Here is a 21,162-nt window from a genome sequence, read left to right on the forward strand (position 1 = left end):
TTCATGTATGCCGATATCGTCGATTTGAGAGAATTCTACCTGTCGCCCGTCGGGCGGACGGCGGAGCAGTCCATCACCATGGCGCTCTCGGCGATCTGGCAGGGCGTACCGGACGAGCGGCTGATGGGGCTCGGTTATGCGCTGCCCTATCTAGACCGTTTCAAGGCAGGCACGGAACGCACCTTCGCCTTCATGCCGGCGGGCCAGGGCGCGGTGAACTGGCCGGTGCCCGGACTTTCGGCTGCGGCTCTGGTCTTCGACGAGGAATTGCCGCTGCCGGACGCCGCCATCGACCGCGTGTTGATGGTGCATTCGCTGGAATTTGCCGAAAGCCCGCGCGAAACGCTGAAGGAGCTGTGGCGTGTGCTCGCCCCCGGCGGCCGCCTTGTTATCGTCGTGCCGAACCGGCGCGGCCTCTGGGCGCGGCTGGACAATACGCCCTTCGGCACCGGGCGACCCTATTCCCGCAGCCAGCTGATTGCGCTGTTGCGCGAAACCAATTTCACCCCCGGCGCGATGAGCGAGGCGCTGTTCTTCCCGCCCGCCGCGCGGCGTTCGCTGCTTGGCATGTGGCAGGGCATGGAAACCATCGGCCGCAAACTCTGGCCTGCCTTCTCCGGTGTCGTCATCATTGAGGCGCACAAGCGGCTCTATCAGGGGCTTCCCGTTGCGGTTCGGGCCTCGCGCCGGGTGTTCGTGCCGGTGCTTGCACCGCAAGGGGTGCCGACGACACGGGTGGGGATGGATTGAAAGATACCGGCAATACGCGTATATACATGGACGTTTATACGCGGAGGCTGACATGGCACATTTGGCGCGGGTTTTTCAGTCCGGCAATTCGCAGGCAGTTCGTCTCCCAAAGGAATTTCGTCTCGATGTCGATCGGGTGGAAATCACCCAGGAGGGTGACGCCATCATCTTGCGCCCTTACGTCGAGGACGCTGACCCGTGGGCGTCCCTCAAGAAAGCGATTGCGCACGGTGTCAGTGACGATTTTTTCGCTGACGGGCGCGAGCAGCCGGACATGCAGGAGCGTGAGGGTCTCGACAAGGTGTTCGAGTGATCACTCACCTTCTGGACACCAATGTCGCTATTTCCCTTCTTGCCGGTAAATCGGAGCCGTTGCTGAAGCGCGTTCTGGCGCATTCTAATAGCAGTTTGGCATTTTCAGTCGTTGTGGTGCACGAGCTTTACTATGGTGCTCACAAAAGCCAACGTGTTGATCATAACCTGGAAGCCGTACGCCTTTTCCTGCGGAGCTTTCCCATTCTCGAGTTGGATCAAAAAGACGCAATTGCCGCAGGTGAAATCCGAGCGACGCTTGCACACAAGGGAAAGCCCATAGGACCGCTTGATCTCCTCCTTGCGGGCCAGGCACGAGCGCGTGACCTGACCATGGTCACCAACAACATTCGCGAATTTGAGCGCGTACCGGGCCTTCGCGTCGAAGACTGGCTGCGCTGATCCGTCCCAAATCCCCGCCCTCGACAAGAACCTCTTTCCGCACTATTGCCTTTGGCTTCCAAGTTCAGGGGCTTTTCGCATGACTACGACTGCATCCGCACCCGTGCCGCGTCCCGGCGTGATGGATATCTCGGCCTATGTGCCGGGCAAGGATGGCGCTGGCTTTTCCGGCCGCATTTTCAAGCTGTCCTCCAACGAGACTCCGCTGGGCCCGAGCCCGGCAGCGATCGAGGCCTATCGTCATGCGGCGGACCATCTCGAGCTTTACCCGGACGGTCAGGCGACGGAGCTGCGCGAGGCAATCGGCGCGGTGCATGGACTGAACCCGGCCAACATCCTCTGCGGTGCGGGCTCGGATGAGCTTCTGGGTCTCATTTGCCGCTGCTATCTGGGCGCCGGCGACGAGGCGATCATCACCGAGCATGGCTTCCTAGTTTATCGCATCCAGATCATGGCGTCGGGTGCAACCCCGGTCACGGTGAAGGAAGACGACTGCCGGGTGAATGTCGACAACATTCTGGCCGCCGTGACAGAGAAGACCAAGGCCGTCTTCATCGCCAATCCGGGCAACCCGACCGGCTCCTATATTCCGATGGCCGATATCCGCCGTCTCCATGCTGGCCTGCCGCCGCATGTGCTTCTGGTGCTCGATGCCGCTTACGCCGAATATGTCCGCCGCAACGATTACGAGACGGGCGTCGAGCTGGTCTCGGCCAATCGCAATGTCGTCATGTGCCGCACTTTCTCCAAGGCCTATGGGCTGGCAGCACTCCGCGTCGGCTGGCTGTATGGACCTGCGGAGATACTTGCGGCGCTCAACCGCGTGCGCGGGCCGTTCAACATGACCGTTCCGGGTCTCGCGGCAGCGTCTGCTGCCGTGCGGGATCAGGCCTTTGTCGAAAAGGCGGTGGCGCACAACTCGCTCTGGCTGGAAAAGCTGACGCAGGCGTTCGAAGCCATCGGCCTCAAGGTCACGCCGTCGGTCGCCAATTTCGTGCTGATCCATTTCCCCGACATCGACGGCAAGCGGGCGCCGGATGCGGATGCGTTCCTGTCGTCACGCGGCTATATCCTGCGCGGGGTCGCCGGCTATGGCCTGCCCAATGCGCTGCGCATGACGGTGGGAACAGAAGAGGCCAATCGCGGCGTCATCGAGGCGCTGGGTGAATTTATGGGGCGTGCATAACGTGGCGAAGATTTATGAAAACATCGCCCTGATCGGTATCGGCCTCATCGGCTCGTCGATTGCGCGCGACATCAAGGCGCATGGTCTGGCTGGCAAGGTGACGATCTCGACGCGCAGCGCCGCGACCCTCAAGCGGGCGGAAGAGCTGGGCTTGGGCGACGCCTATGTGGCGGATGCGGCAGAGGCCGTGCGTGATGCCGATCTGGTGATCGTTTCGGTTCCGGTCGGCGCATCCGGCGCCGTTGCCGAACAGATTGCCGGCTCGCTGAAGCCCGGCGCAACCGTGACGGATGTGGGCTCGACCAAGGCCTCCGTCATTGCGCAGATGCAGCCGCATATGCCCGAGCATGTACATTTCATCCCCGGCCACCCGATTGCCGGCACCGAGCATTCGGGTCCGGATGCGGGTTTTGCCGGTCTCTTCGTCGGGCGCTGGTGCATCCTGACGCCGGTTCCTGGGACCGATCCGGACGCCGTTGCCAAGCTGCGCGACTTCTGGAACGCACTCGGCTCCAAGGTCGAGGAGATGGACCCGCTGCATCACGACAAGGTGCTGGCCATCGTGTCGCACCTGCCGCATATCATCGCCTACAACATCGTTGGCACGGCCGACGACCTGGAGACGGTGACGGAATCGGAAGTCATCAAATACTCGGCTTCCGGCTTCCGCGACTTCACGCGCCTTGCCTCCTCCGACCCGACCATGTGGCGGGATGTCTGCCTGCACAACAAGGATGCGATCCTGGAAATGCTGGCACGCTTCTCCGAAGACCTCGCCTATCTGCAGCGGGCGATCCGCTGGGGCGACGGCGACAAGCTTTTCGATCTCTTCACCCGCACCCGCGCCATCCGCCGCTCGATCATCGAGGCGGGCCAGGATACGGCTGCGCCGAACTTCGGCCGCAACGGCGCTTCTCTCGAGGTCAAAGCGGGGGAATAGTTCCCAGCGGAATGATGCCGAGCGAAACGTGGCCATCACGCACATTCAGCGTAATGCTTCCGGTCTTGCTCCCGGCAGAGAGGGTTTTCAGGAGGATCGAGGCCGTGTCGAAAAGCGTGGTCGCCTGCGGAAAGCTGGCGCTCAGCGTACCGCGAAGCGCGGCATAATTCTCGACATCGATCGTGAAATCACCCGAAAGCAGGCCGTTTTCGGCGATCTTGAAAGGCCCTGACACCGCAAGCGCGCCGTCGGTGCCGAAATTGATTTCCAGACGATTGATATTGCCCTGCACAGCTTCCCCTGCGGTGATCGGCGCGCCGGATAGCACATTGCCGCGTCCGTCCAGGCGCGCATCCAGACTTGTCGAGAAGGCGGGGAGGTTTGCCGAAATCAGCGCGGTCTGCAATTTCGTCCCGTCGGAGCGCGAAGCGACCTCCAGATCCGGGCCGTTCTGGCGGACATGGAATTCCGCATGATCGCTGGTGACCTTGACCGGGCTCGGGACCGACGGCAGCGCGATCGTGCTGTCAATGGCGCCGATGAAGACCGATCCGTAATTAATGCCGGACAGATCGCCGCCAATATCACTGTCGAGGCTTTGCCAGTTGGTGTCGATGGTCGCGCCATTGGCGAGCCTCGCCTTGACGGGGCTGGAGATCGAGAACGTGGCATGCGTCGGATTTTCGACGAATGTGGTTGTGCGAACCGCTCCCGTCGTCAGGTCTATACCGGTCACGGGATCGACGAATTTCGCTGACTTGCAGACGGCGGAAATGCGCATCGGCAGGCCCCTGAGGTCGTATTCGGCGCAGTTTTCCGACACGGTCGCGCCCGGCGGAGCAACGACCGCGTTGAGATAGACCTTGGCCTGATGGGCAGCGAAATAAAGCGCAGCCCCATAAAGCACGACGACGAGCAGAATCAGTCTGGCCCACCAGGGAAATCGGCGGCGGCGATTGACGGGCTCTTTGTAAGTCGTCATGGAAAACTCCGTGTTGTGCTTGGCCTTCAGAATCGGCCAGGCTCGATCTGAACAAGACAGATTCTCGATTCGTTTGTTGTCGTTTGTCTTTTCGGGATAAACGATTTCCACTTGTCCCTGACAAACTGATGCGTCGTTCGCATAGTGGTTCGCGATATGGAAGATTTTTGGGTCTTTGGCTACGGTTCACTGATGTGGAAGCCGGGCTTTACATTTGAGGAACGGCAGATCGCCCGAGCCTATGGCTATCGGCGCTCGCTGTGCATCCGCTCCTGGGTGCATCGCGGCACCCGCGAGCGTCCCGGCCTCGTGCTGGGCCTCGATCGCGGCGGAAGCTGCAAAGGCGTCGCTTTTCGGGTCTCGGAACAGGAACATGACAGTGTCGTCGCCTACCTGCGTGAACGTGAGTTGGTGACAAATGTCTATCTGGAGCGCTTGGCCCCGGCCCGTCTTGCCGACGGGCGCTGGGTCAAGACGCTGATCTATGTCGCCGACCCGGCCCACGAGCAGTTCGAGCGGCCCTCAAGCCCTGAAGAGGCGGCGCATATCGTGGCGAGCGCCGCTGGCGTCTCCGGCGACAACCTGGATTACGTCCGCAACACGGTCACGCATATGCGCGATCTGGGCATCCGCGATCAGTGGCTGGAAAACGTCCTGGCCCATGCCGAAGCGGTCATGAGGCCAGCTACGACTGCGCTCTGAGCTCCGCGATCCGCTTCTTCGCCGTCTCCGGCAGGATCAGATGCGGGTTGGCGTCAACCGTGTCGAGAAGACACTTGTCGCTCGCCTCTTCCATCGTCTTGACCAGATGTTCGAAGAATTCCTTCTCCTCCATCCCCGGCTGGATCGGCGGCAGGATTCGCGCAATGATGACGCCGCCCTGACGCAGCGCCTTGCGGCGCGGCCAGAAGATACCGGCCTGATGAACGACTGGCACGACCGGCATCTGCAGATCGCGATAAAGCCGCGCAATCCCGTATTTGTAGACCGGTTCGGCTCCCGGCGGGCGGCGTGTGCCTTCCGGGTAGATGATCAGCTGGCGGCCGGTCTTCATTTCCTTCAGCGTCCGGGTCATGACCTCGGCCATCGCCTTTCCGCGGGCGGAGCGGTCGATGCCGATCATGCGTTGCTTGGCGACATACCAGCCGAAAACCGGAATCCAGAGCAGTTCGCGCTTGAGGATGTAAAGCGGGTCTTCGATATGCGGCAGAAAGGCGAACGTGTCCCAGAAGGTCTGGTGCTTCGGCGCAAAGATGAAGGCGCCCTTGGGCAGATTTTCCAGCCCCTCGATCCGGACCCGCGTCCCCAGCACGACGCGCATCAGCCACAGATTGGAGCGCGCCCAGAACTTGGGAACGAAATAGGCCTTCTTGCGCGGAAGAATGAAGTAAATCGGTGTGAAGATGATCATCTCGGCGATGAACATCATGTAAAACAGCACATTGAAAATTATCGACCGGATCACGATCATTCTTGTCTTCCGTCATGTCTTTGATGGTCGCAATCCCGCTGACGCCGTCCGTCGCCGCCTCGAAATTGCGCGCATCTGCAGCCCGTTAATCCCCGGCCCCAATGTCGCCGCAAGAGCTACACGAAAACCCTTGCGGACAAAAGCAAGCAAAGCACTTTTGTTTGTCGCGCTCGCCCGGGCGCAAGATGACAGCCGCTGAGCTCTGCCCGGTGCTCAGCGCTCGCCTTTGCCGCTGCGCAGGCTCGATCTGTCGGGCGTGAAGAGATGCGCGCGGATCGTTGCCCCGACCAGCTTCACATATTCGGAAAGCATTGCCTTGACGACCTCCGGCATGGCCATCCAGTTGGTCGACTTCAGATCGGTATAGACGATCGGATAGCCTATATATTGCGTGTCCGGGTCGATGCGGTGCAGCTCGAGAAGGCTGCGCGGCATGTGATAGTTGCTGGTGACGACGAGAACGCGGCGATAATTATGCGCGCGCACCCATTTGGCCGTTTCCAGCGCGTTGCCCACCGTGTCGATGGCGTCGTAGCCGAGATCGACACAGCAGACGAACAGGCTCTGCGGCGCACGCGTCATCTCGCGGATGCGCGCCGCCGACGTGTCGGGATGCACGCCGGAAATGAGGAGCCGCTGGCCAGTGCCGGTTTCCAGAAGATTGACGGCCTGATCGATGCGCTGGGTACCGCCTGTCAGCACAACGACCGCATCCGCCTTGGGCTTTTCGGCCGGCGTCAGGCCCGCCACCGTGTCGGCAAAGCGCAGAAAGCCGCCAAACAGAAGCCCCACCAGAATGAGCACGACATAGCTCAGCCGGCGCAGGAAAACGCGATGGAACGGCCGCGTGGGCTGCCAGACGCCCCGCCCCTGTCGCTGATCTCGTGTGTTCACACTCGGCATGTCAGCACCCTGTGATCCGTTTGCGGCGCGTCGCGGATAGTGACTTCATGAGTTCAAGCCGTCACTGCGGGCCGGATCGGAACGGATCTGGTCGATCTCGTATATGGTACGCATCACCGTCAGCCGTGCGGTCAGTGTGGTGAGACCGGCAATCAGGAGCATTGTCAGGGCAATGCCGAAATAGCCGAGCCAGCCGACGGAAAACGTGCCGAAAAGCGCCGTCGCCTGATCGCTGGCCGGCGTTGCCAGCGAACGCGACTGCCACCAGGACGCGATCATGAAGAAGAGCGCGGCAAGCGCACTGCCCGCACCCGAGCCTTTGAGGCTGATGATCAGAAAATGCTTCTGGAATTCGTTGGCGACGAAGGAGGCTTCTGCGCCGACGAAATGCAGCACCTCGACGATATGACGATTGCCGGACAGCGCGCCGCGGGTCGCAAAGATAACGGTGAGCACCATGGCGGAGAAGACAAGGATCAGAACGCCCGTGCCGATCATGACCGTGGTGCGTGCCATGGAGACGAGGCGGTTGACCCAGGTGCGGTGATCGTCGAGCGAGGCCTGCGGGATCTTCTTCGACAAGGCGTCCCGCAAAGCCTCGAAATCAGGCGGTGCGCTTTCGTCGATGGTCACGATGACCAGACGCGGCACGGGAAGCTCATCGATATTGAGGCTCGCGCCGAGCCAGGGCTCAAGGAGGCGCGAAGTCGCCTGCTTGTCCATGATCGTCGCGCCGGTGACCCCGACAAAGGAGGAGGCGATGTTGCGCGCCTCGATGAGCGCCTTTTCCATGTCGAGACCGTCGTCCGGCTTGATCTGGATGGTGATCTCGCGCGAAATCTGGCTCTGCCAGCTCGCCGCCGTGGCGCGGACCATGCTCACGCCGCCCAGCGTCAGGCAGGCCAGAAACGACATGATGGCGATGACGGCCAGGAGCGCACTGCCCTGAACATTGGCCGACGGCACGATCGGTCCGTGCGGACGGGTCTTCACATCGCCTGGCCTCTTCCGTTCCGGCGGCGCCGGTGTCTTCTCCGCCACGCTCATGAGAAGATATCCAGCCGGCCTTCGGACAGGATCATCCGGCGGGCATCGACCTGATCCATCAGGGCAAAATCGTGGGTGGCGATGAGAACGGCGGTGCCCTGCCGGTTCAGCTCGCGAAAGAGCCCGAGCAGGCGACGCGCCATGGGTGGATCGACATTGCCGGTCGGCTCGTCGGCAAGCAGGATTTCCGGCCGGTCCATCAGTGCCCGGGCAATCGCGGCGCGCTGCTTCTCCCCGCCCGACAAAACCGGCGGCAACACGTTGATACGCTGGCCGAGGCCGACCCATTTCAGAAGTTCGATGACGTCGCTGCGATAGGTATGCTCCTCCTTGCCACGCACGCGCAGCGGAAGCGAGACATTCTCGTAGGTCGTCAGATGATCGAGCAACTGGAAATCCTGAAAGACGATGCCGATGCGCCGGCGCAGCATGGGCAGGTCTTCGCGGGGGATTGCGGCAATGTCGCGGTCGAACATGCGGATGAGCCCGCGCGTCGGCTTCAGCGACAGAAACAAGAGTTTCAGAAGCGTCGTCTTGCCCGCGCCAGAGGGACCGGTCAGAAACTGGAAGGAGCTCGCCGGGATATCAAAGGTGATGTCCCGGAGGATTTCCGGTCCCAGCCCATAGCGCAATCCGACATTTTCAAAATGTATCACAGCTGATCGCGGTTCCTGATGGACGTTTTCCAAGTTGGGCGCGCCGTATCTTTGCAGTTCGGCGCGTCGCGCCGGGCCACCCGGCTTTGCGAAGCATTAACCATTATCGTTTACGTCTCATAAGGATTCGTTTCAATGCCCGAGCCCGCTTGTCCAAAACCGCGGGGCGCGCGCGCAGGGGGGAGATTAGGCATGGCTCCGTTTCAGTCCGACAGCAGCGCTCGCCAGACTTACGATCTCATTCCGCCGGAGCGGTCCCTGCAGAAAGCGACCCACAGGCCGGGCGGAAGAAGGGCGCGCGACATCGAGGACGCCGAATTCGAAGTGGTTTCGGCGGCGCCCCGGACACGCGCGCATGCGACATTCAACGACAACCGCACCGGCGGCGATAGGCAACGGACGCAAACCGCTTCGCGCGGACATTTCGGCACGGGCACGGCCGCGCAGCAAAAGAGCGATCCGTCCTCCTCTCCATCCCGCCTGCCGCAATATGGCCTGGCGGGCCTCGCCGCGACCTTTCTGCTGACCTTGGGGATTGCCGCCTATTTCAATCTCGGTGCCTTCGCCGCCGCCGAGGGCGGGCTCATCATCACCGACATCCACCAGTCACCGATCGATTCGAACGGGCTTCGCGTCATGGAGCTTTCCGGCATTGTGGAGAACCGCTCGCACGAGGCTCTGCCCCTGCCGGCGCTCATCGCACAGATGAAATCGGAGACCGGCGCCGTCAACCAGTCCGCCGTCAGTCTGGGCGACGGCCTGCTGGCCGCCGGCGAAACAGCGCGTTTCAAGCTTCGCATTCCCTCTCCCGGTGGAAAACGTCAGGAAGTCTCCATCTCGTTTGCGCCAAAGGGTGTCTGAAACGCCTGCCCCATGTTAGGCATGGAGATGTTTCATTCCCCCGGAGCCTCCCATGCCTGTCATTCGTGGTAAAGTCATCGAGCCGCTGTTTACGTCCGAGGCGATTGCCAAGCGCAATGACGAGATGGCTGCCGAAATTGCCAAGGGTCCGACTCAGGACCTGCTGGTCATATCGATCCTCAAGGGTTCCTTCATTTTCGCCGCAGACCTGATCCGCTCGCTGCACCATGTCGGCCTCGCGCCTGAAGTCGAGTTCATCACGCTGTCGAGCTATGGCAAGGGGACCGTGTCGCAGGGCGTGAAGATCATCAAGGACATCGACAGCGACGTGAAGGGTCGCGATGTTCTGCTCATCGACGACATTCTCGAATCGGGCCGCACACTGCAATTCGCCCGCGATCTCATGTTTGAGCGCGGCGCGGCCAACGTGTCCATTGCCGTGCTTCTGGACAAGAGCGTGAAGCGTCAGGAGAAGCTGGAGGCCGATTATGTCGGCTTCGAATGTCCCGACTATTTCGTCGTGGGCTACGGCATGGACGTGGCCTATGCCTTCCGCGAACTGCCCTTTGTCGGCGTGGTGACGGGCGACGCCTGAGAGCTCGGGCAGTCGCTGTTTGTTAACCACAGTCGCCATCAGACGGGCTCTTGCGAGCTATCTGGCCGGAAATTTACCTGTCGAAAAGAAAAGTCTGGTGTTTTTGTCCCATAAGACAACATGAGCAGGGATAGACACGTGGCCAGGATTCTCATCACCGAAGACGAAGATTCACTGCGGTCCTTCGTCGCCCGTGCGCTGCGTCTCGACGGACACGAGACCATGGAAGCCGCCGACGGCGCCGAAGGTCTCGAGCGTCTTTCGGAGGGCCCGTTCGACCTTCTTCTTTCCGATATCCGCATGCCCGTCATGGACGGGATCGAGCTTGCCCATCAGGCGGCCGACCGGTTCCCGGGCCTCAAGATCCTGCTGATGACCGGCTATGCCGAGCAGCGCGAACGCGCCGACGACCTCGCCGTCAAGATCGTGGACGTCGTGTCCAAGCCCTTCAGCCTGCCGGATATCCGGCTTGCCGTGGCCCAGGCGCTCGCTGCCTGATTCTCGAATTTCCTGCTTTATAAACGGCTGGCCCGGCTGACGTGGTGCGCTGATCACTGCAGCTGCAACAGCCGCTCGAGATATTGCCGTTCCAGTTCCGGGCTCGCGTTTTCACCGAGCTTGCGGCGGATGATTTCCAGGATCTGGCGGGCGCGTTCGGCATCGAACTCGTCCGGCACCTTCACATCCTCGCCGAATTCCGGGCCGGTGCGGCCTTGCGGACGACCAAGCGGGTCAAGACCTTCGCGGTTCTGGCCCTGCTGCTGCATGCCACCCTGACCGCTGCCCTGCTGCCCCTGCTGGGCGAGCTGCTGCATCAGTTCGGACGCACCCTTGCGCAGCGCCTCGATAGCGCGGCCCTGCGAATCAAGCGCCGTCTGCCCCTCAGCCTCACCCAGAGCGCCTGTGGCGTCCTTCATCTCCTTGCCGGCGCTGTTGAACCCTTCACCCGGCTTCACACCGAACTTTTTCAGGCCCTCCTGCAGGCTCTTCAGGTCCTTTTCAAGCTGCTTCTGCCGCTCGGAAAGGTCCTTGAGCGCCTGCTTCAGCTGCTCCTGCGTCATGGAATCTTCCGGACGGCGTTCCTTTGGCTGCTCGCCGGCATCCGGCTTGCGTCCGCCCGGATCCGGAGGCATCGGCTGGTTCAACCCGTTTTCCTGGCCGTTTTCCGGGCCATTCTGCTGGTCTTCGCCGTCACCGTCCTGCGGCTGGCCAAACGGATTCGGCGTCTTCTCGAAAAGCCGCGGCTGGTCCTCGCGAGTGCTCGGATCGCCGAACTGCATGCGGTCGCGCAGCGCCTGTTCCTTGGTGAAGGTATCGTCGAGCAGCTTCTTCTGGTCCTGCAGCAGCTTGCCGAGCTTGTCGATCTCGCCGCGCATCTGGTCCTTGCCCTGCTGCTTGCCCTGGTTCGGCCGGGCGGTTTGCAGGTTGTTCATCATGCGCTGCATCTGGTTCAGAAGATTGCGCGCTTCGTCGCGCGAGCCGCTTTCGGCAAGCTTCTGGATCTCGTCCAGCATCTTTTCCAGATCCTGCTGGCGCAGCATCTTCCGCTGGTCGGCGGTCATCTGGTTCTGGTCGGGATTGTTCTGCATCTGCTTCGCCAGCGCCTGCATGAACTCGTTCATGGCCTTGCGCAGATCGTCCGTCAGCTTGCGGATCTCTTCGTCAGAAGCATTGCGGTTCAGCGCATCGGACAACGCCTGCTGCGCATCCTTCACCTTGCGTTCCGCGTTGGCCACGTCACCGCCCTCGATTCCGAGCGCGATCTGCCAGAGGTAATCGGCGGTCGCCTTCAGGTCCTTCTCCGACCGCGCAAGCCGCATCTGCTGGCCGGCCGAGCGGATCAGCAGGAACTGCGTCATGTCCGGGATCGTCTCTTCCGGCCGGACGAACAGCGCGTCATTAAGCTCGATGGCACGGTCGAGTTTGCGCTCATCAAGTGCAAACACCTGCCGCTCTTCGGCGACGGCCGCCGCCAGCGGCTCGCGGAAATTGCGTGCCGGCAGGATGATATCCTTCGTCTCGCTACGCCCCGTATGGCCGGCGGCATCGGTCGCGATCAGCGTCAGATGGACCTTCTTTCCAGCCAGCGGATGTTCTGTCAGGTCGCGGCTTGTCACGCCCTTGGCTTCGCGCGCATCGGTGCGCGGCAGTTCGAGCCGGAATTCCGGCGGCGGATAGAGCGCAATCGCACCCGGCTCCTGCTCCGCCGGCTCGATCAGCGCCTGCGCCGAGGTCAGGCCATAATCGTCGCTGGCCTTGAAGCCGATTTCGAGCGCACCGCTCACCGCCCGCTGCGGTTCGCCTTCAAAGGTGATCTTCGGCGGCTCGTCCTTCTGGATGTGGAAGGCCCAGCGGTTGCCGCCGACATCGAGCGTTCCGGGAACGGAAAGCGCGGCCTGGAACGTCTTGCCGTCGGCCAGCTGCTTGTCCTCCGCCTTCGGGCTCGCCTCAGCTGCAAGCGGCACAGGAGCCTTTGCGTCGCTCGGCGCATAGGTCACGGCGACATCGGTTCTCTCGCCCGAAAGCCGAACCGTGAGGCGCGAGCCTTCCGGCACGACAATCGGCTTGGCGTCGCCAGAGTTCGGCTCGTTGACCGTCAGAAAGACTGGTGGCTTGCGCGTATAGACCGGCGGCGTCACCCAGGCATCGATCCGAAGCCCCGCCGCAGCACTATCGACCGGGATCGGTCTGAACGGATCACTCAGGCGGCCGGCATTGTTCGACCAGGAAAAACCGAAGGCGACGAAGAGAAGCAGCGCCGGAATGGCGCGCAACGCGAATCGGTCAGACGCCGCGATATCGGGCGTCGGCGTCCCGGCGGTCAGCGAGCCAACAAGGCCGGCCATACGCCGCTTGTGCTCGCGCCAGAGCGCCTCGCCGAAGGCGCCGCTCGTCGTGGCGGGAACGTCTTCCAGCGCCGCCAGCGCCCGATGGGCAAGGCCGCTGCGCTCCTCGATGCGCCGCGTCGCTTCCGCATCCGTCGGCCATTTGGCGGCGGCAATGCGGATCAGCGACCACAGAAAAACAAGACCAAGAAGAACGGCGAGCCCCCGCGACACACTCGCCGGCATCAGCCGGAAAAGCCCGAACCAGCTTGTGGCCGCATAAAGTGCTGCAACAGAAAGCGGGACGAGGCTGAGCGGCGCAAGCCGTTCGAGGAATAGCACGAGCTTGGCGAGGCCACGGGAGCGCGCGATGCGGCGCTTCAGCCGCCCCATGCCGTCGCTCTCGTCTCTCCCTTTGTCTTGCCTATCCATGCCGCTCCTGACCATCCATCAGGCGACAGAATAACATTCTTTGTGGCAAAGGCGAGGGCAGGACGGGTTATTCCAGCCAGTCCGGCACGGAATCGAGGCCGATCAGTTGCTCATAGGTCGTGCGCGGACGGATGACATGATAGCGGTCGCCGCTGACCAGCACTTCGGGAACCAGAAGGCGGCTGTTATAGGTGCCGGCCTGCACCGCTCCGTAAGCGCCTGCCGAACCGATGGAGAGAAGATCGCCGGGCTTCGGCATCATCATCTCGCGGTCGAGCGCCATGTAATCGCCCGTCTCACAGACGGGGCCCACGACATCGGCCTTGATCAGCGGCGCGTTCGCCGCCGAAATGACGGCAGGCTTGATCTCGTGCCAGGCCTCGTAAAGCGTCGGGCGCACGAGGTCGTTCATGGCGACATCGACGATGACGAAGGTCTTCTCGCCGCCGTCCTTCACATAGAGGACTTCCGTCAACAGAATGCCGGCATTGCCCGCGATCAGGCGGCCGGGTTCGGCGACGATCTTGCAATCGAGGCCGCGCAGCTGGTTCTTCACCACATCCGCATAGTCGGCCGGAAGCGGCGGAATGTCGTTCGAATCCTTGTACGGTATGCCGAGACCGCCGCCGATGTCGACATGCTCGATCGTGTGACCGTCGGTGCGCAGCGTCTCGACCAGTTCCTTGAGCAGCCGGAAAGCGTCGGCGAAGGGCTGCAGTTCGGTGATCTGGCTGCCGATATGCATGTCGATGCCGGTGACTTCGATGCCGGGCAGGCGCGCGGCATGGGCATAGACGGCGCGGGCGCGGTCATAGGAAATACCGAACTTGTTTTCCTTCTTGCCGGTCGAGATCTTGGCATGAGTCTTGGCGTCCACATCCGGGTTGATGCGGAAGGAGACCGGCGCGCGCTTGCCGGCCTTGACGGCGCGTGCGTTCAGCAATTCGAGTTCAGGCTCGGACTCGACATTGAAGCAGTAGATGCCGGTTTCGAGCGCCAGATCCATTTCGCGCACGGTCTTGCCGACGCCGGAAAACATGATGCGCGAAGCGGGAATGCCGGCGGCAAGCGCCCGGCGAAGCTCGCCTTCGGAAACGACGTCGATGCCGGCGCCGAGGCGGCCGAGCACCTTCAGGACGGCCTGGTTCGAGTTCGCCTTCATCGCATAGCAGACGAGCGAATCGACATCCTTGAAGGCTTGCGAAAACACCGTGTAGTGGCGCTCCAGCGTAGCGGTGGAATAGACATAGCAGGGGGTGCCGACGGCGGCGGCGATTTCTGCCACGGGCACGTCTTCGGCGTGCAGCACGCCGTCGCGATATTCAAAATGGTTCACGGGGGTGTGGCCTTATAGAAGCGGATCGAGAATGAAGGGCTTGTCTTCACGCACGACCGGTTTGGTCTTCACCGTGCCGGTTGCCTTGTCCATCGTCTGCCCCTCATAGGCCCCCGGCTGATCCAGATCGCCCTTGCGGCCGCAGGAGGAAACACTTGCCACGATGGCGACGCAGACGGCGGCAAGCGCCAGCTTCTTGAACAATCCCGGCATCGGAAATGCAGGCCCTTCTTGTTAACTTGCGAAAACACATAGCGGATTGACGGCGCGCTTGCACTCCAATTCTGTTGAAGTCAAATCGCGCGCGGTGATTGGTGGGCGAAGGCGGCGGGGGGGGTACCCCACACTCAAACCCGCTTCTTCCACTCCGAAATCTGGAACCGCACCTGATCCGGCGCCGTGCCGCCATAGCTCTTGCGCGAGGCAACGGAGGCATCCACCGTCAGCACGGCATAGACGCCGTCGTTGATATCCGGATGGATCGCCTTCAGCTCATCAAGCGAGAGCCCCGAGAGATCGACGCCCTTCTTCTCGGCGGCGGCAACGGCAGCGCCCGTGACATGATGCGCATCGCGGAACGGAAGGCCCAGTTCGCGGACCAGCCAGTCCGCAAGGTCGGTCGCAGTCGAGAAGCCGGAGCCGGCGGCCTTGCGCATCGAGGCCGTGTTCACCGTCATGTCGCCGATCATGCCGGTCATGGCGGCAATCGACAGTTCCAGGCTTTCGGCGGCGTCGAAGACCTGTTCCTTGTCTTCCTGCATGTCCTTGGAATAGGCGAGCGGCAGGCCCTTCATGACAGTGAGCAGCGCGATCAGCGAGCCGTTGATGCGGCCGGTCTTGGCGCGCACCAGTTCGGCCGCATCCGGGTTCTTCTTCTGTGGCATGATCGAGGAGCCGGTGGAGAACGAATCCGACAGGCGCACGAAATTGAACTGCGGCGTCGACCAGATGACGATTTCTTCGGCCAGACGCGACAGATGCGTGGCGCAGATTGAGGCGAGCGACAGGAATTCCAGCGCGAAATCGCGGTCGGACACCGTGTCGATGGAGTTGCGCGTCGGCTCGCGGAAGCCGAGCGCCGAAGCCGTCATGTGACGGTCGATCGGATAGGGCGTGCCGGCAAGGGCCGCGGCGCCGATCGGGCTTTCGTCCATGCGGGTGATGCAGTCGCGCACGCGTGACCGATCGCGGCCGAACATTTCGACATAGGCCATGCAATGATGGCCGAAGGTGACGGGCTGAGCGGTCTGCAGATGGGTGAAGCCGGGCATCACCGTGTCGGCATGTTCCTCGGCGCGGGCGAGGAAGACGGAAATCAGCGCGGAAAGCGCCGCATCGACCTTCATCAGCTCTTCCTTCACCCACAGGCGGAAGTCGAGCGCTATTTGGTCGTTGCGCGAGCGGGCGGTGTGAAGGCGCTTGGCGGCCAGCCCGATCTCGTCGGCCAGCCGCGCCTCGATATTCATGTGAATGTCTTCAAGTTTGCGTGAGAACTCGAATTTGCCGTTTTCGATTTCCGCGCGGATGCTATGGAGACCTTGCGTAATCTGTCTCAGGTCCTCGGCGGAAATGATGCCCTGCTTTGCCAGCATCTCGGCATGCGCCAATGAGCCGCGGATATCCTGGGCGTAGAGTTTCTTGTCGAAGCCGATGGAGGCGTTTATCTCCTCCATGATCGCGGCGGGGCCGGAGGCGAAGCGTCCGCCCCACATCTGGTTCGAGGATTTCTTGTCTTCGGCCATGGATCACGATCCCGGAGTTGATGTCGATATGGTCACTGAAAACCGAAAGGCGCTTCCCGTCCTCACACTCGCCACGGCGGCGGTGGTTCTGGGCGTCCTGTCCGGAGCCGTCGCGGTTTACATGAAGAGTTCCGGGTCTGGCAAGGATGCGCTTGCCGCGAGCGGCGATTGCGCCAAGTCTGATGCGCTGGTGACGAAGCTGAAGCCGCTGATGAAGGGCCAGGTCGCCGCCCTCGTCGCCGCCAATCCGCCGCGTTCGCTCGGCGACTTTTCATTCAAGGGGCCTGACGGCAAGGCGATGACGCTTGCCGATTTCAAGGGCAAGACCGTGCTGCTCAATCTCTGGGCCACATGGTGCATCCCCTGCCGCACCGAAATGCCGGAACTCGACGCGCTGCAAAAGGACATGGGCGCGGACGGCAAGTTCGAGGTCGCGGCGATCAATATCGACACCGGCAATGACGACAAGCCCAACGCCTTCCGCAATGACACCGGCATCACCTCGCTCGCCTTCTATCGCGACAACACGCTGGGGACGTTTAACCGGCTAAAGAAAGAAGGCCTCGCCTTTGGTCTTCCTGCGACGATGCTGATCGACAAGGACGGGTGTCTGGTGGCCGCGATGAACGGGCCGGCGGCGTGGCATAGCGAGGATGCCAAGGCGCTGGTGGTTGCGGCGAAGGGGGAGTGAGGGGGCTGAGGCTCAACCTCTCCGTCCGTCATGCCGGACCTGATCCGGCATCCAGTCGCCCGCGTTCGCGGGCGGGGAGAGTTATTTATGAGCGCAAAGAATGTCGTTCGGAGTTCGGAGATTATTTCCTTTGTGTTGTGAATGAATCGCGTCCGAGCGATGCTGCAAACGTCTTGAAGAATGGGTTCTTAATTCCACCGTCGGCCAATGCGTCACGATACATGCTTCCCCATCGCTTGAAGAACTCGGCAGGCAACACCTTCTCAACCTCGCCCTTCGTCACCGGTTCCTTCGTCAGCGACAGCGTGATCCCGTTCAGCCGATAGCCGGGGCCGAAGGTGGCTTCGAGATTGGCGGGGTTGACGCGCTTGACGCTGGCTGGGTCTTTGATGTCATCGAAGGTGACGAGGAGGGGGTATTGGTTGCTGGAAAGCATGACTTCGCTCGGCTCTGCGCCGAGGCCTTTCTCCATCAGCTTGGCCGACTCGATGGTATCCATCTTCGGATAGAGCTGTTCAGCCAGCGAGGGGACTCCCTTCCGGAGTGCAAAGAGATATCGCCCGGGCGCGACCTGAACGACTGCGGCTTCGCCGCTGAGGGTGAAACTGACGCCGCGCGCCTCCGGAGGATTGAAGGAGCTTCTCTGGTCGCTCACACGCATTTTCATGACCGATGCGCCGCTGATCGGACCATTGGGCGTGTCCACGGTGACGGTCAGCTTCTGATGCCATTCATAATTGCCGCATCCCGTCAGCGTCAGCAGGGGCAGCACGATGACGATCAGGCCTCTCAAGAAAGCGCGCATGGGCTCGATGGCTCTCCGTTCGGCGTCGCGATGCCGGTGTTTGCAGGGTCAGTTCGACCATACCGGCCCCACCGCCAAAATCGCAAGTTGCAGAGCGCGGGAATGCCTGGGCTTCGGGCGATGGAGCGGCCGGAAAGCAGAAATGTCGTTAAGGGTTGGTGATTGCGCCCTCGCCTCGCCGCTCTGCCCCGGCCGACCTCAATCCCCTAGCCGGAACTCCAGCATGATATTGCTCTGCAGGAAGGAGTTGTTGTTGTCGGAGACGAGGATCAGATGCGTCGTGCCATCGGCGGCGCGGAAGGCGTCCACGCCTTCCATATTGTCGATCCGATGGCTCATGTCCGCCGTCATCAGTTCTTCGCCATCGACTGTCGCATCGGGATTGATATCCTCGGCCCGGATCAGCCGCAGCCGGATCGCCACGCCCTGCAGCAGGCTGAAACTGCGTTCCAGCAGCACGAGGTCGCCGCCCGGCAGGAAGGTTCCGTCGCTGATGTCGAAAGAGGCGTGGCGGCGCACGTAGAAAATGCCTTTGCGCGGTCCCTCGAGCACGGCTGCATAATTGTCGCCTGCCGCATTCAGGCTTTCTTCCGCGACAATCACCGGCGAACCGGCCAAAGGTCCGTCACGGGGTGCGACGACCACAGTTTCGAGGCTCTTGTTGGCCTTCAGCCGCGCATCGGGAATGAGCTTCGAAAGGGTCCGCTTCGGTGGCGAGGTCTGAAATCCCGGATCGGGATAGACATCGACCCGATGAAATCGCTCGAAACTGACCAGAACTTCGCCGGGCCGGAAGGCGAGGCTTTCGGCGTCCATCTTTTCCTTGCGCGCGTCCGGCTTGCCGGATTTCGACAGCATGGGCGTCACATCCACATCGGCGATGCCGGCAAGACGGCCCGCTGCATCGCGCTGAAGCGCGCCGGTGATCCAGTCGCCATTGTCGATCACACCGACGAAATGCGTCTGATCCGGCCGCAGCCGGATGGAGGACCAGCCGCCGAACTTGGCGTCCGGCGATTTCATCACCAGCCCACCGAGAAACTCCAGCCGGCCGAAAACCCTCTCCGCGCTGCCCGCGCGGAATGCCTCGATCCGCTCACTGGTAACAGCGACGGGGTCGGCAAACGCAGGCGCCGCCAGACACAGAAGCGCCGCCGTTGCAGACGACAAAAACCATTTAGGCAAGTCAACATTCCTCATGCGGTGAGGGATCAACCGGCGCGGCGCATGCCCCGCCGGCTGCCGCCCGCTTCGCTCTCATCGGCAAACAACGCCGCCAGCTGCTCGGTCATCGCGCCCGCCAGTTCGTCGGCATCCACGATGGTCACGGCCTTGCGATAATAACGCGTGACATCGTGGCCGATACCGATGGCCAAAAGCTCGACCGGAGACCTGGTCTCGATCTGTTCGATCACGGCCCGCAGATGGCGCTCGAGATAATTGCCCGGATTCACCGAAAGCGTCGAATCGTCGACCGGCGCACCGTCCGAGATCATCATGAGAATACGCCGCTGCTCGGGGCGAGCCAGCAAGCGGTTATGCGCCCAGATCAGCGCTTCGCCGTCGATGTTTTCCTTGAGCAGGCCTTCGCGCATCATCAGGCCGAGATTGGCGCGGGCGCGCCGCCACGGCGTGGCCGCCGACTTGTAGATGATGTGGCGCAGATCGTTGAGACGGCCCGGCGTCTGTGGCTTGCCATCGGCCAGCCACTTCTCGCGCGACAGACCGCCCTTCCAGGCCTTGGTGGTAAAGCCGAGGATCTCGACCTTCACGCCGCAGCGCTCCAGTGTGCGGGCCAGAATATCGGCGCAGGTGGCGGCAACCGTGATCGGCCGGCCGCGCATGGAGCCGGAATTGTCGATCAGCAGCGTGACGACCGTGTCGCGGAACTTGGTGTCGCGCTCCTGCTTGAAGGAGAGCGGCTGCATCGGGTCGATGACGAGGCGCACAAGCCGCGCAGGGTCGAGATAGCCCTCTTCCAGATCGAAGTCCCAGGAGCGGTTCTGCTGCGCCATCAGGCGGCGCTGCAGGCGGTTGGCCAACCGGCCGACCGCGCCCTGCAGATGCGCCAGCTGCTTGTCGAGGAAGGCACGCAACCGCAGAAGCTCGCTTTCGTCGCACAGCTCTTCCGCGGGAATTTCCTCGTCGAATTCCTGCGTGAAGACCTTGTAGTCGACCTTCTCGTTGAAATCATCAAACGGCGTTGCCGGACGCTTCATTTCGCCGGGCGTTTCCGAGTCCTCGTCGCCGTCGTCGCTCATGTCGTCGTCGGAAATTTCCGCGCCGTCCATCTCGCCGTCGTCAAGCTGCTCTTCCGAGGTCTCGCTATCTTCGGAAGGTGCGGCATCATCGCCGGCCTCTTCCTCGACATTGTCCTGATTTTCCTCGTCGCTGCGCGGGCTGTCGTCCTCGGAGGAATTGTCCTCGTCGTTATTCTCTTCCGTGTCGTTGTCGCCGTAATTCTCGGCCATTTCCATCGACGTCAGCAGATTGCGCACGAGCTTGGCAAAGGCCTGCTGGTCCTCGATCGCAGCCGGCAGCTTGTCGAGATCGACAGCACCCTTTTCTTCGAGGAAATCGCGCCACAGGTCGAGTACGGGACCCGCTTCCGCGGGCGTCTTGCGCCCGGTCAGCCGCTCGCGCACCAGAAGGGCAACCGCATCGTGGATCGGCGCATCCTCGCGCCGCGTCACGGTGCGATAATTGGACTTCGCCAGCCGATCGGACAGCACGGTGTCGAGATTGTCGCCCATGCCGGCCATGCGGTTGGAACCGATGGCTTCCACGCGCGCCTGCTCGACGGCATCGAACACGGCCTTGGCATCCTCGCCTTGCGGCGACATGACGGCATGAACCTTGGCGTTATGGCAGGCCTTGCGCAACGCCATGGAGTCGCCCAAGCCCCGTGTCATCGAGACGTCATGGGCCGTCGGGCGCTTGGAGAGCTCGGGCAGGCGCATGCGGTCGCCGGCAAAGCCGGGCCGCTCGCTCGAAAACACGACCTCGATCTCCGGGCTTCCGGCAACCGCGCGGATACAGCCCGTGATCGCCTGCCGAAGCGGCTCGGTATCAACCCCGCCGCCCGGTTTGGCCTTCGAATTGTCGCCTCTGCCTGCCATGTTCGTCTTCTTTGTTTACGCGTTTCCGGACGGAAAACCGCGCCACACTTTTCCTGGAAACGGTCCCCTGTTTAACGCAATTCCAGACGCGAAACCGGGGCCCACTT

Annotated in this window: 22 protein-coding genes; 10 read left to right on the forward strand and 12 right to left on the reverse strand. The window is 62.1% G+C overall.

What is annotated here, in order from left to right:
- The first annotated feature begins 3 nt into the window (after positions 1-3).
- The 5 genes from LQK83_RS11070 to LQK83_RS11090 all read left to right on the forward strand — a co-directional run bounded on the left by LQK83_RS11070 (position 4) and on the right by LQK83_RS11090 (position 3,590).
- Positions 4-750, forward strand: a complete 747-nt coding sequence (locus LQK83_RS11070; protein ID WP_230837469.1) for a class I SAM-dependent methyltransferase — start codon at positions 4-6, stop codon at positions 748-750.
- 52 nt (positions 751-802) lie between these two features.
- A complete protein-coding gene (locus LQK83_RS11075; protein WP_230837470.1) occupies positions 803-1,063 on the forward strand; it encodes an antitoxin in 261 nt (86 codons plus the stop codon).
- Positions 1,060-1,464, forward strand: coding sequence for a type II toxin-antitoxin system tRNA(fMet)-specific endonuclease VapC (vapC, locus tag LQK83_RS11080; protein WP_230837471.1), 405 nt, complete (start codon positions 1,060-1,062; stop codon positions 1,462-1,464). The genes LQK83_RS11075 and vapC overlap by 4 nt, the downstream gene beginning before the upstream one ends.
- A gap of 79 nt (positions 1,465-1,543) precedes the next feature.
- Positions 1,544-2,650 (forward strand): histidinol-phosphate transaminase, encoded by a 1,107-nt coding sequence (gene hisC / locus LQK83_RS11085; protein WP_230837472.1) that lies wholly within the window; start codon positions 1,544-1,546, stop codon positions 2,648-2,650.
- Position 2,651: 1 nt separating this feature from the next.
- A complete protein-coding gene (locus LQK83_RS11090) occupies positions 2,652-3,590 on the forward strand; it encodes a prephenate/arogenate dehydrogenase family protein (RefSeq protein ID WP_230837473.1) in 939 nt (312 codons plus the stop codon).
- Here LQK83_RS11090 and LQK83_RS11095 read toward each other — a convergent pair.
- Positions 3,574-4,572: a DUF2125 domain-containing protein gene (locus LQK83_RS11095; protein WP_230837474.1), complete on the reverse strand. Its 999-nt coding sequence runs from the start codon at positions 4,570-4,572 to the stop codon at positions 3,574-3,576. The two genes, LQK83_RS11090 and LQK83_RS11095, sit on opposite strands and share 17 nt — an antisense overlap.
- Positions 4,573-4,728: 156 nt before the next feature.
- Between LQK83_RS11095 and LQK83_RS11100 the strand changes: the two genes are divergently transcribed.
- Positions 4,729-5,274: a gamma-glutamylcyclotransferase gene (locus LQK83_RS11100; protein WP_230837475.1), complete on the forward strand. Its 546-nt coding sequence runs from the start codon at positions 4,729-4,731 to the stop codon at positions 5,272-5,274.
- On the opposite strand, the gene LQK83_RS11105 is transcribed toward LQK83_RS11100, so the two are convergent.
- The 4 genes from LQK83_RS11105 to ftsE all read right to left on the reverse strand — a co-directional run bounded on the left by LQK83_RS11105 (position 5,258) and on the right by ftsE (position 8,649).
- Complete coding sequence (locus LQK83_RS11105) at positions 5,258-6,043, reverse strand: lysophospholipid acyltransferase family protein (RefSeq protein WP_230837476.1); 786 nt, start codon at positions 6,041-6,043, stop codon at positions 5,258-5,260. The two genes, LQK83_RS11100 and LQK83_RS11105, sit on opposite strands and share 17 nt — an antisense overlap.
- Before the next feature lie 213 nt (positions 6,044-6,256).
- Positions 6,257-6,946 (reverse strand): YdcF family protein, encoded by a 690-nt coding sequence (locus LQK83_RS11110; protein ID WP_230837477.1) that lies wholly within the window; start codon positions 6,944-6,946, stop codon positions 6,257-6,259.
- 45 nt (positions 6,947-6,991) lie between these two features.
- The gene (locus LQK83_RS11115; RefSeq protein WP_230837478.1) at positions 6,992-7,993 is read right to left on the reverse strand and encodes a cell division protein FtsX; all 1,002 of its coding nucleotides are present in this window, start codon (positions 7,991-7,993) and stop codon (positions 6,992-6,994) included.
- Positions 7,990-8,649 carry a cell division ATP-binding protein FtsE gene (gene ftsE / locus LQK83_RS11120; RefSeq protein ID WP_230837479.1) on the reverse strand — a complete coding sequence of 220 codons (660 nt, stop codon included), beginning with the start codon at positions 8,647-8,649 and terminating at the stop codon, positions 7,990-7,992. Before ftsE ends, LQK83_RS11115 begins: the two co-directional genes overlap by 4 nt.
- A gap of 192 nt (positions 8,650-8,841) precedes the next feature.
- Between ftsE and LQK83_RS11125 the strand changes: the two genes are divergently transcribed.
- The 3 genes from LQK83_RS11125 to LQK83_RS11135 all read left to right on the forward strand — a co-directional run bounded on the left by LQK83_RS11125 (position 8,842) and on the right by LQK83_RS11135 (position 10,603).
- Positions 8,842-9,510, forward strand: coding sequence for a hypothetical protein (locus LQK83_RS11125; protein WP_230837480.1), 669 nt, complete (start codon positions 8,842-8,844; stop codon positions 9,508-9,510).
- 52 nt (positions 9,511-9,562) lie between these two features.
- Positions 9,563-10,105, forward strand: coding sequence for a hypoxanthine phosphoribosyltransferase (gene hpt, locus LQK83_RS11130; RefSeq protein ID WP_230837481.1), 543 nt, complete (start codon positions 9,563-9,565; stop codon positions 10,103-10,105).
- Between the two features lie 138 nt (positions 10,106-10,243).
- A complete protein-coding gene (locus LQK83_RS11135) occupies positions 10,244-10,603 on the forward strand; it encodes a response regulator (protein ID WP_230837482.1) in 360 nt (119 codons plus the stop codon).
- Positions 10,604-10,656: 53 nt separating this feature from the next.
- Here LQK83_RS11135 and LQK83_RS11140 read toward each other — a convergent pair whose 3' ends face one another.
- From LQK83_RS11140 to argH, 4 genes are all read right to left on the reverse strand, one after another.
- Positions 10,657-13,362 (reverse strand): TIGR02302 family protein, encoded by a 2,706-nt coding sequence (locus LQK83_RS11140; protein ID WP_230837483.1) that lies wholly within the window; start codon positions 13,360-13,362, stop codon positions 10,657-10,659.
- 67 nt (positions 13,363-13,429) lie between these two features.
- Entirely contained in the window at positions 13,430-14,698 is a 1,269-nt protein-coding gene (gene lysA / locus LQK83_RS11145) for a diaminopimelate decarboxylase (protein ID WP_230837484.1), read from the reverse strand.
- Between the two features lie 12 nt (positions 14,699-14,710).
- Positions 14,711-14,911, reverse strand: coding sequence for a lipoprotein (locus LQK83_RS11150; protein WP_230837485.1), 201 nt, complete (start codon positions 14,909-14,911; stop codon positions 14,711-14,713).
- Between the two features lie 134 nt (positions 14,912-15,045).
- On the reverse strand, positions 15,046-16,440 hold the full coding sequence (argH, locus tag LQK83_RS11155; RefSeq protein ID WP_230837486.1) for an argininosuccinate lyase: 1,395 nt from the start codon (positions 16,438-16,440) through the stop codon (positions 15,046-15,048).
- A 28-nt stretch (positions 16,441-16,468) separates the two neighbouring features.
- On the opposite strand from argH, the gene tlpA reads away from it, so the two are divergent.
- Complete coding sequence (gene tlpA / locus LQK83_RS11160) at positions 16,469-17,131, forward strand: thiol:disulfide interchange protein TlpA (RefSeq protein ID WP_230837642.1); 663 nt, start codon at positions 16,469-16,471, stop codon at positions 17,129-17,131.
- A 121-nt stretch (positions 17,132-17,252) separates the two neighbouring features.
- Here tlpA and LQK83_RS11165 read toward each other — a convergent pair whose 3' ends face one another.
- The 3 genes from LQK83_RS11165 to cobT form a co-directional block, all read right to left on the reverse strand.
- Entirely contained in the window at positions 17,253-17,936 is a 684-nt protein-coding gene (locus tag LQK83_RS11165) for a hypothetical protein (protein WP_230837487.1), read from the reverse strand.
- A gap of 198 nt (positions 17,937-18,134) precedes the next feature.
- Positions 18,135-19,121, reverse strand: coding sequence for an esterase-like activity of phytase family protein (locus LQK83_RS11170; RefSeq protein ID WP_230837488.1), 987 nt, complete (start codon positions 19,119-19,121; stop codon positions 18,135-18,137).
- Between the two features lie 26 nt (positions 19,122-19,147).
- A complete protein-coding gene (gene cobT / locus LQK83_RS11175; protein WP_230837489.1) occupies positions 19,148-21,055 on the reverse strand; it encodes a cobaltochelatase subunit CobT in 1,908 nt (635 codons plus the stop codon).
- Positions 21,056-21,162: the final 107 nt, after the last annotated feature.

It is taken from the genome of Rhizobium sp. C1, from assembly GCF_021026335.1.
In the GTDB taxonomy this organism is placed as follows: Bacteria; Pseudomonadota; Alphaproteobacteria; order Rhizobiales; family Rhizobiaceae; genus Ensifer_A.

What these genes read in the sequence shown, in the direction of transcription:
- LQK83_RS11070 (WP_230837469.1), top strand. Translation starts at nt 4, where the DNA reads ATGTATGCCGATATCGTCGATTTGAGAGAATTCTACCTGTCGCCCGTC.
- LQK83_RS11075 (WP_230837470.1), top strand. Translation starts at nt 803, where the DNA reads ATGGCACATTTGGCGCGGGTTTTTCAGTCCGGCAATTCGCAGGCAGTT.
- hisC (WP_230837472.1), top strand. Translation starts at nt 1,544, where the DNA reads ATGACTACGACTGCATCCGCACCCGTGCCGCGTCCCGGCGTGATGGAT.
- LQK83_RS11095 (WP_230837474.1), bottom strand. Translation starts at nt 4,572, where the DNA reads ATGACGACTTACAAAGAGCCCGTCAATCGCCGCCGCCGATTTCCCTGG.
- LQK83_RS11100 (WP_230837475.1), top strand. Translation starts at nt 4,729, where the DNA reads ATGGAAGATTTTTGGGTCTTTGGCTACGGTTCACTGATGTGGAAGCCG.
- LQK83_RS11105 (WP_230837476.1), bottom strand. Translation starts at nt 6,043, where the DNA reads ATGATCGTGATCCGGTCGATAATTTTCAATGTGCTGTTTTACATGATG.
- LQK83_RS11110 (WP_230837477.1), bottom strand. Translation starts at nt 6,946, where the DNA reads ATGCCGAGTGTGAACACACGAGATCAGCGACAGGGGCGGGGCGTCTGG.
- LQK83_RS11115 (WP_230837478.1), bottom strand. Translation starts at nt 7,993, where the DNA reads ATGAGCGTGGCGGAGAAGACACCGGCGCCGCCGGAACGGAAGAGGCCA.
- LQK83_RS11125 (WP_230837480.1), top strand. Translation starts at nt 8,842, where the DNA reads ATGGCTCCGTTTCAGTCCGACAGCAGCGCTCGCCAGACTTACGATCTC.
- hpt (WP_230837481.1), top strand. Translation starts at nt 9,563, where the DNA reads ATGCCTGTCATTCGTGGTAAAGTCATCGAGCCGCTGTTTACGTCCGAG.
- LQK83_RS11140 (WP_230837483.1), bottom strand. Translation starts at nt 13,362, where the DNA reads ATGGATAGGCAAGACAAAGGGAGAGACGAGAGCGACGGCATGGGGCGG.
- LQK83_RS11150 (WP_230837485.1), bottom strand. Translation starts at nt 14,911, where the DNA reads ATGCCGGGATTGTTCAAGAAGCTGGCGCTTGCCGCCGTCTGCGTCGCC.
- argH (WP_230837486.1), bottom strand. Translation starts at nt 16,440, where the DNA reads ATGGCCGAAGACAAGAAATCCTCGAACCAGATGTGGGGCGGACGCTTC.
- tlpA (WP_230837642.1), top strand. Translation starts at nt 16,469, where the DNA reads ATGGTCACTGAAAACCGAAAGGCGCTTCCCGTCCTCACACTCGCCACG.
- LQK83_RS11165 (WP_230837487.1), bottom strand. Translation starts at nt 17,936, where the DNA reads ATGCGCGCTTTCTTGAGAGGCCTGATCGTCATCGTGCTGCCCCTGCTG.
- cobT (WP_230837489.1), bottom strand. Translation starts at nt 21,055, where the DNA reads ATGGCAGGCAGAGGCGACAATTCGAAGGCCAAACCGGGCGGCGGGGTT.